Raw genomic sequence first — 7236 nt, 5'->3', positions numbered from 1 at the left:
TTAGGAATTAGGAATTAGGAATTAGGAATTAGGAATTAGGAATTAGGAATTAGGAATTAGGAATTTTTAATTTAGTCGTATCTTTGCACCATGGTAAAAATCCGGGATATTGAATTGGGCGAATTTCCGCTTCTTTTGGCCCCCATGGAAGATGTAAGTGATCCTCCTTTCAGAGCGTTATGTAAAAAACATGGAGCCGATTTGATGTACACTGAATTTATTTCTTCCGAGGGATTGATCCGGGATGCAATCAAGAGTCGTCAGAAACTCGATATTTTCGACTACGAAAAACCAATCGGGATTCAGATCTTTGGAGGTGATGAAGACGCCATGGCGATGTCTGCAAAAATCGTTGATGCTACCAATCCGGATTTATTGGATATTAACTTCGGTTGCCCGGTGAAAAAAGTGGTTTGTAAAGGAGCCGGAGCCGGGGTGTTGAAAGACGTCGATTTGATGGTTCGCCTGACAAAAGCCTGTATCAACTCAACCGGTTTACCGGTTACAGTGAAAACCCGTTTGGGTTGGGATGATTCGATGATTAATATCATGGAAGTAGCCGAACGTTTGCAGGATATCGGAGTGGAAGCGTTGTCGATTCACGGACGCACACGCGCTCAGATGTACAAAGGTGAAGCCGACTGGACGCGTATTGCAGAAGTAAAGAACAATCCACGAATCAAAATTCCGATTTTCGGAAACGGAGATATTGATTCACCTGAAAAAGCGGTGGAATATAAAAATCGCTACGGAGTTGACGGAATCATGATCGGTAGAGCAAGTATCGGTTACCCGTGGATTTTCAACGAGATCAAGCATTACATGGCAACCGGAGAACATCTGGCTCTTCCAAGTTTAAAAGACCGGGTAGATGCGGCGCGCGACCATTTGATGATGAGTGTGAAATGGAAAGGTGAACGTCTCGGAGTGGTGGAAATGAAACGCCATTACACCAATTACTTCAAAGGAATTGCACATTTCAAGGAATACAGAACCAAACTGGTTACGTCTTTTGATTTACAGGAAATCCTGGATATGCTCTCTTATTTGGAAGAGAATGCTGCAGAGTTTGTTTTCTCCAATCCAGTGTAGATTTTTCTCGGGATTCAAAATAATTTTGTCCTCCCCCTTTATCCCCCTCCAAAGGGGGAGATTTTAAAATCTCTTTTTATCAGAGATTAAGGTTCAAAAAAATATTGATATTAGTCAGGAAATCATTTCAAAAGAATGTTGATCTGGCTTCCCCCTTGGGAGGGGGAATGAGGGGGAGGAAAGATACTTATTGTACTATATAAGAATACTTCACCCGCACATGCTCAAAAGGAGCATAACGTGTTCCAGCCGTAAACGTCAGTTTTTTCGCCGCATTTTCAGCTTTCATGCGGGAGGGAGTGGATTTTATGGTGGATTGTTCCCCGATGATTTTTGTTCCGGTTACTTTCCCCTCACGATTGACAGACAATTCTACCACAACTGTTCCTTCAGCTGCATTTGGAATGGTAAATTTCTCCTCCGTGTTTAATAATTTACGACCCGAATCAACCAATGTTCCTGTAAGAACCTGAGAATCTGCCTGAAAGTAACTGAAAAGCGCAATCGCCAGTAGAAGTGTTTTTTTCATTGTTCAAGTTTACGAAATTTCTGCCCAATTCGGTTTGTCCTGGAGTCGTTTTATTGCTTCCATTCTCAGGAAAACGTGTTCCGGTTTTTCCAATCGGGGATCATCTGTTAAAAGCTCTCTTGCTTTTTCACGAGCCAGTGCAACAAGCGGGCCATCTTTTGCCAGATCCGCAATTTTCAAATCCAGGTTGCCGCTTTGCTGTGTTCCCATGATATCACCAGGTCCTCTGAGTTCCAAATCGACTTCTGAAATTTCAAATCCGTCGTTGGTGCGAACCATGGTGTGGATGCGTTTTTTGGTATCTGCCGAAAGTTTGTTTCCGGTCATGAGCAAGCAGTAGGATTGTTCCGCTCCACGACCAACACGACCTCGTAACTGATGCAATTGAGACAATCCGAAACGCTCGGAGCTTTCAATCACCATCACAGAAGCATTCGGAACGTTTACTCCAACTTCGATCACTGTTGTGGCAACCATGATCTGTGTTTTTCCTTCCACAAACTGCTGCATTTCGTAATCTTTCACTTCCGGTTTCATTTTTCCGTGCACAATGCTCACGCGGTAATCCGGTAACGGAAACGAACGACTGATGGCTTTATAACCATCCATCAGGTTGTTGTAATCGAGTGTTTCGGATTCCTGGATTAGGGGATAAACAATGTAAACCTGCCTTCCAAGCGCGATTTCCCTGCGAATGAAGCCGAAGACCAGGGAACGGTCTTTTTCGAAATGATGTTTGGTCGTAATGGGTTTTCTTCCCGGAGGAAGTTCGTCAATAACCGAAACATCCAGGTCACCGTAATAGGTCATTGCCAGCGTTCGTGGAATCGGAGTGGCGGTCATGACCAGAATATGTGGCGGAGAAGTGTTCTTCTTCCACAATCGCGAACGTTGTTCGACACCAAAACGGTGTTGTTCATCAATCACCACAATCCCCAGGTTCTTGAATTGAACAACATCTTCCAGAAGTGCATGCGTCCCGACTAAAATATGGGTTTCACCGTTCAGGAGGTTTTCGTGAATTTCTCTTCGCGCAGCTTTTTTGGTAGAACCGGTTAATAACGCAATTTTCACAGGTGTACCTTCCAGTAATTCCTGCAATCCGATAAAATGCTGATTGGCGAGAATTTCTGTCGGAGCCATCAAAGCTCCCTGCAATCCGGAACCGATTCCCATGAGTATTGTCAGTAAGGCTACAACTGTTTTTCCGCTTCCTACATCACCTTGTAACAACCGATTCATCTGAAATCCGGAGCCAATGTCGCGGCGGATTTCTCTCAAAACTTTTTTCTGGGCATTGGTCAGCGGAAACGGCAAATTGTTTTCGTAAAAATCGTGAAACAGCTGTCCCACGTCGGAAACAACCTGTCCGCTGCTTTTTTGAAGATTAATGGATTTGCGAAGAAGTAATTCTATTTGCAAATTCAGTAATTCTTCAAATTTGAACCGTGTTCTTGCCTTTTGAGCAAGTGAAACGTCGGCTGGCATATGAATGGCCCGGATAGCAGCTCCGAAATCAGGAAGTTTGAGTTCCCGGATAAACCGGGTTGGGAGCGTTTCCTCGAACCGGACTTTGCTTGTCAGATCCAGCAGGTTTTCAACCAGTTTTTGAATCCCTCTGGAATGCAATCCGGAGGAATTGAGTTTTTCAGTTGACGAATACACCGGTTGCCAACCCAAACTGGCTTCGGTTCCTGTATAAGGAGTTAATTCCGGATGAGAAATGTTCCAGGTGTTGACATACACTTTTGCTTTTCCAAAGACAACGTAATCGGTGTTCAGCTTCAGATTCGGAAGAATGTATTTGTATCCCTGGAACCAAACCAGGTCAATGATTCCTGTTGAGTCCTGGAATTTAACGTTCAATCTTTTCTGACGACCGCTTCCGGTTTCCTGAACTGAAATGATTTGTCCTTTCAACTGTACGAAACCGTCAATAAAAGGAACGTCCTTGATGAGATGGTATTTGGAACGGTCAATGTATCGAAACGGAAAATGATAAAGTAAATCATGATAGGTCACAATACCGATTTCATCTCTCAAAAGTTTGGCTCTTTGCGGACCAACGCCTTTCAGGAATTCGATGTGAGTTTGCAACCATTGGTTCATGTTGCGAATTTAATAAAAATCCGTGTGTTGGATTTCTGATCAGGCCGGAGTTTGGATCAAATCAAATTCCTGTAAATGATAAATGGAGCTCAGACGGGCGTCCGAACTCCATTCACTAATCAACCTAACCTAACCACCTAAATCAGTACAAAGTTAAATCTATTTTATAATTAAAAAAACAATTTTTAGTTAAAATTTTCTTAACACGTTTTTTTGTGATGAACGGTAAATTTGAGTTATTTTTTGAACGCTTTTAAACCTTCATCCAACCACTTTTTAAAGACTTCCGGATTTCCGTGATTTTGATAATCTGCAGATCCGTTCGAAAGTGTATTACCTTCCTTATCAAGCATCACATAATAAGGTTGAGCTGTAACCTGATAATCTTTAATTTGTTTGTACATCCACTTATCTCCGGTAGTTTTTAATGTTTTAAATCTTCCTGGAGTTAGTTCTACTGTAATTTGTTCCTCTTTTGGTAAATCGATTCGTTCGTCTACATGCAAAGAAGCAATTACCACATCACCTTTTAATTTATCAATAATGCCCGGTTCGCCCCAAACACTTTGTTCCATTTTCCGGCAGTTTACACAATTATGTCCAGTGAAATCAACGAACAGTGGTTTTCCAACTTTATCGGCATATGCTTTTGCTTTATCAAAATCGTGAAACACATAAATGTTTTGAGGCCCAAGTTCCATACCGTCAACAATCTCTAACGTTTCAGAACCGCTCGTGTTCCCTCCTGAGGAATTACCCACTCCAAAAGGACTTTCGCTGTAATTTAATGGAGGAGGGAAGGCACTGATAAGTTTTAACGGAGCTCCCCAAAGTCCGGGTATCATATATAATACAAATGCAAAGATGAATGTTCCCAAAAGTCCTCTTCCTACAGAAAGTTTTTCTATTTTACTGTCATGAGGGAATTGCAGCCAACCAAATAAATAGAAAGCAAGAACTGCGAAAATAGCAATCCAAATAGCTAAAAAGACTTCTCTTTCCAGGTAATGTGCCTGAACTGCCAGATCAGCATTTGATAAAAACTTGAATGCCAAAGCAAGCTCTAACAATCCAAGTACAACTTTAACGGTATTCAACCATCCACCGGATTTCGGTAAAGAATTCATCCAACCCGGAAATGCTGCAAAAATCGCAAAAGGCAAAGCCAAGGCTAAAGAAAATCCAAACATACCGACAATTGGAGCCATTCCTCCGGTAGTTGCAGCCTGGACAAGCAAACTTCCTACAATTGGTCCGGTACATGAAAAAGATACCAATGCAAGTGCAAGGGCCATGAAGAAAATTCCGATCAGTCCGCCTTTATCTGCACTTGAGTCGGCTTTGTTGACCCATTTACTTGGCATTCGAATTTCAAATGCTCCCATGAAAGAAACGGCAAAGACAATTAAAATCAGGAAGAAAATAATATTGAAAGTTGGATTGGTAGACATGTTGTTCAAAGAATCTGCACCAAATACTGCGGTGACAACAACACCCAAAAGAATGTAGATTACAATAATTGAAATACCGTAAATGATTGCGTTTTTGATACCGATTGCTTTGGTAGGGCTTCTTTTAGTGAAAAAGCTAACTGTCATTGGAATCATAGGAAACACACATGGTGTAAGAAGTGCTAAAAATCCGCTCCCGAAAGAAAGGAGAAAAATGGTCAAAACTGACATGTTTGCGATGTCATTCTTGTCTTGAGTTGATGCTGTTTTTGTCTTTTTATCAGTAGTATTTTTTTTAACATTCTGAGAGTGAGAATCAGCCGGTTGATCATCTTTTTTTGTTGGTGTTGTAACAGCAGCTGTTGTATTTTCATTTTCTGTCTCTAATGCTGAAGAGCTTGCGGTTTCACAGCCCTTAACCTTTACTTCGAATTTCCCTACATATTCCGTTAGACAATGGTTTTCATCACAAGGCTGGAAGGAGTAAGTTCCTTTCAGGACAAAATCTTTTTTAGACAGAATCTTGATTTTTTGTCTGAAAATTACTTTTCCTTCATGGTAGCTTAAATCTTCATCAGCCAAATCATCGTGTTTTTGAATCGGCTTAGGTTCTTTTACAGCACCGACCAACTGATAATTGGGAGATTTGTCCAGATTGAATCCCGTAGCCAGACCAAAAGTCCCTTTTGGCAATACAATTGAATTGATGTGCCAATGAGCTGCAATGTTTACTTCTGCAATGATTGTTGCTTCGCAATTTGCACCGGTTTCTACTCTAAATGTCCATTTTGCTTTATCCTCAGCGAATTCAAGTTGAGAGAATGATTGAAAAGAAAGAAATATTAAAAAAAGAAAAGAAAAATACTTTGAAATTCTCATTATGATAAGAGTTGTTACGGAATTGTTATAGTAAAATCAATGTCAACAGGCGGTAAGCACATCACTTCGTTACAGACCATAAAAGTCACATAGCCTTTGATGACTTCGCCTGATTTCGGTTTTGAAATTTTTCGGGTAAAAACCACTTCGTTTTTGAAGAAATCCAAAGCCGCTTCGAAATTTTCGTCGTATTCGTGAATGGCTTTCGGCTCTTTTACTTCGCCTTCAAACTTGATATTGGCATTTTCAGTAAATGTAAAACTGGTCGGAACCGGTCCGATGGTGTTGCTGATGTGCTGGCTGTATAAGTGCCAACCATCAGAAATAGTCGCTTTCATTTGAACTTCCTGAGTACCGGGATTGTATGAAAAATTCCATTTTACGCGATCCTGGGCAAACAGGGCGGTACCAAGCATCAGAAAAAGACATAAAGAAATCAGATTTCGCATGGGCTTTAGTTTGTTTACCCAAAGCTACGAAACGAAAACTGCTTGTCGATAATGAGTTTGTATACTTTTCTTGAAAAGCTAAAACTTTAATTCTACAATATGATCAATGGGAATCCACATTCCGCCTTTGAGACAAATGTACTTTTGGCCGGTAGCCCAAATGGTGGTATTGACTCTTTTCAGTCCTTCGTCGTCGTGAAAAATGATCCCTACTTTATGATGATAACCATTACCTAACCTGGTTGCTTCTTCTAATTTCGTACGAATGTCCGATTGTTGTTCGAATTCAACTGGGTGTTTGAAAGATAAGTCTTTCACTACTTCCTTTTCTACTGTAACTGGTTCCATTGTTTTGTGGGTTTAAAGAGTCTACAAACCGAAATTTAATGAAAAAATAATTTAAAAAACACATTTCGTGAAAAAAAAATATTACGCCTTATTTTGTGTTCTTGAAAGTTTGATAATCAGGTTGGTAGCTTTTTTTTGAGCGTGTTTTTCTGAAACAGCAATTCCCGGAATCCAGATGACTTCTTTACCGGATTTGAAAATAGGATAGCTGGTTCTCCATTGTTCCGGGATACCATGATCCTTGAGTAGTTTGTGAATAGTGCTTTTCCCGCCAGCGCCAATTTTCCGGATGGTATCGGATTTTTCAGCCGTACTTTGAATGATTGGTTCCGGGCATTTTTTTAAATCGATATAAGCTTCCCATTTAGAGAAAATGGAT

At 40.8% G+C, this 7236-nt stretch carries 7 protein-coding genes; 1 reads left to right on the top strand and 6 read right to left on the bottom strand.

Features of this window, described 5'->3' with window-relative positions:
• Nucleotides 1-90: 90 nt before the first annotated feature.
• A complete protein-coding gene (gene dusB / locus Q1V93_RS17390; protein ID WP_300666425.1) occupies nt 91-1092 on the top strand; it encodes a tRNA dihydrouridine synthase DusB in 1002 nt (333 codons plus the stop codon).
• Between the two features lie 187 nt (nt 1093-1279).
• Here dusB and Q1V93_RS17385 read toward each other — a convergent pair whose 3' ends face one another.
• The 6 genes from Q1V93_RS17385 to Q1V93_RS17360 all read right to left on the bottom strand — a co-directional run.
• Nucleotides 1280-1621, bottom strand: coding sequence for a hypothetical protein (locus tag Q1V93_RS17385; protein WP_300666424.1), 342 nt, complete (start codon nt 1619-1621; stop codon nt 1280-1282).
• A gap of 9 nt (nt 1622-1630) precedes the next feature.
• The gene (gene recG, locus Q1V93_RS17380; RefSeq protein ID WP_300666423.1) at nt 1631-3730 is read right to left on the bottom strand and encodes an ATP-dependent DNA helicase RecG; all 2100 of its coding nucleotides are present in this window, start codon (nt 3728-3730) and stop codon (nt 1631-1633) included.
• A 236-nt stretch (nt 3731-3966) separates the two neighbouring features.
• Nucleotides 3967-6060, bottom strand: coding sequence for a thioredoxin family protein (locus tag Q1V93_RS17375; protein WP_300666422.1), 2094 nt, complete (start codon nt 6058-6060; stop codon nt 3967-3969).
• Nucleotides 6061-6074: 14 nt separating this feature from the next.
• Nucleotides 6075-6509 (bottom strand): protein-disulfide reductase DsbD domain-containing protein, encoded by a 435-nt coding sequence (locus Q1V93_RS17370; RefSeq protein ID WP_300666421.1) that lies wholly within the window; start codon nt 6507-6509, stop codon nt 6075-6077.
• Between the two features lie 78 nt (nt 6510-6587).
• Nucleotides 6588-6857, bottom strand: coding sequence for a hypothetical protein (locus Q1V93_RS17365; RefSeq protein ID WP_300666420.1), 270 nt, complete (start codon nt 6855-6857; stop codon nt 6588-6590).
• Between the two features lie 81 nt (nt 6858-6938).
• Nucleotides 6939-7236: tRNA lysidine(34) synthetase TilS C-terminal domain-containing protein (locus Q1V93_RS17360; RefSeq protein ID WP_300666419.1), on the bottom strand; the 298-nt coding region annotated here is incomplete at its 5' end.

This window comes from Fluviicola sp. (assembly GCF_030151805.1).
Classification (GTDB): Bacteria; Bacteroidota; Bacteroidia; order Flavobacteriales_D; family Crocinitomicaceae; genus Fluviicola.
The sequence above is the reverse complement of the archived record's forward strand: the minus strand, read 5'-3'. Positions and strand labels throughout refer to the sequence as shown.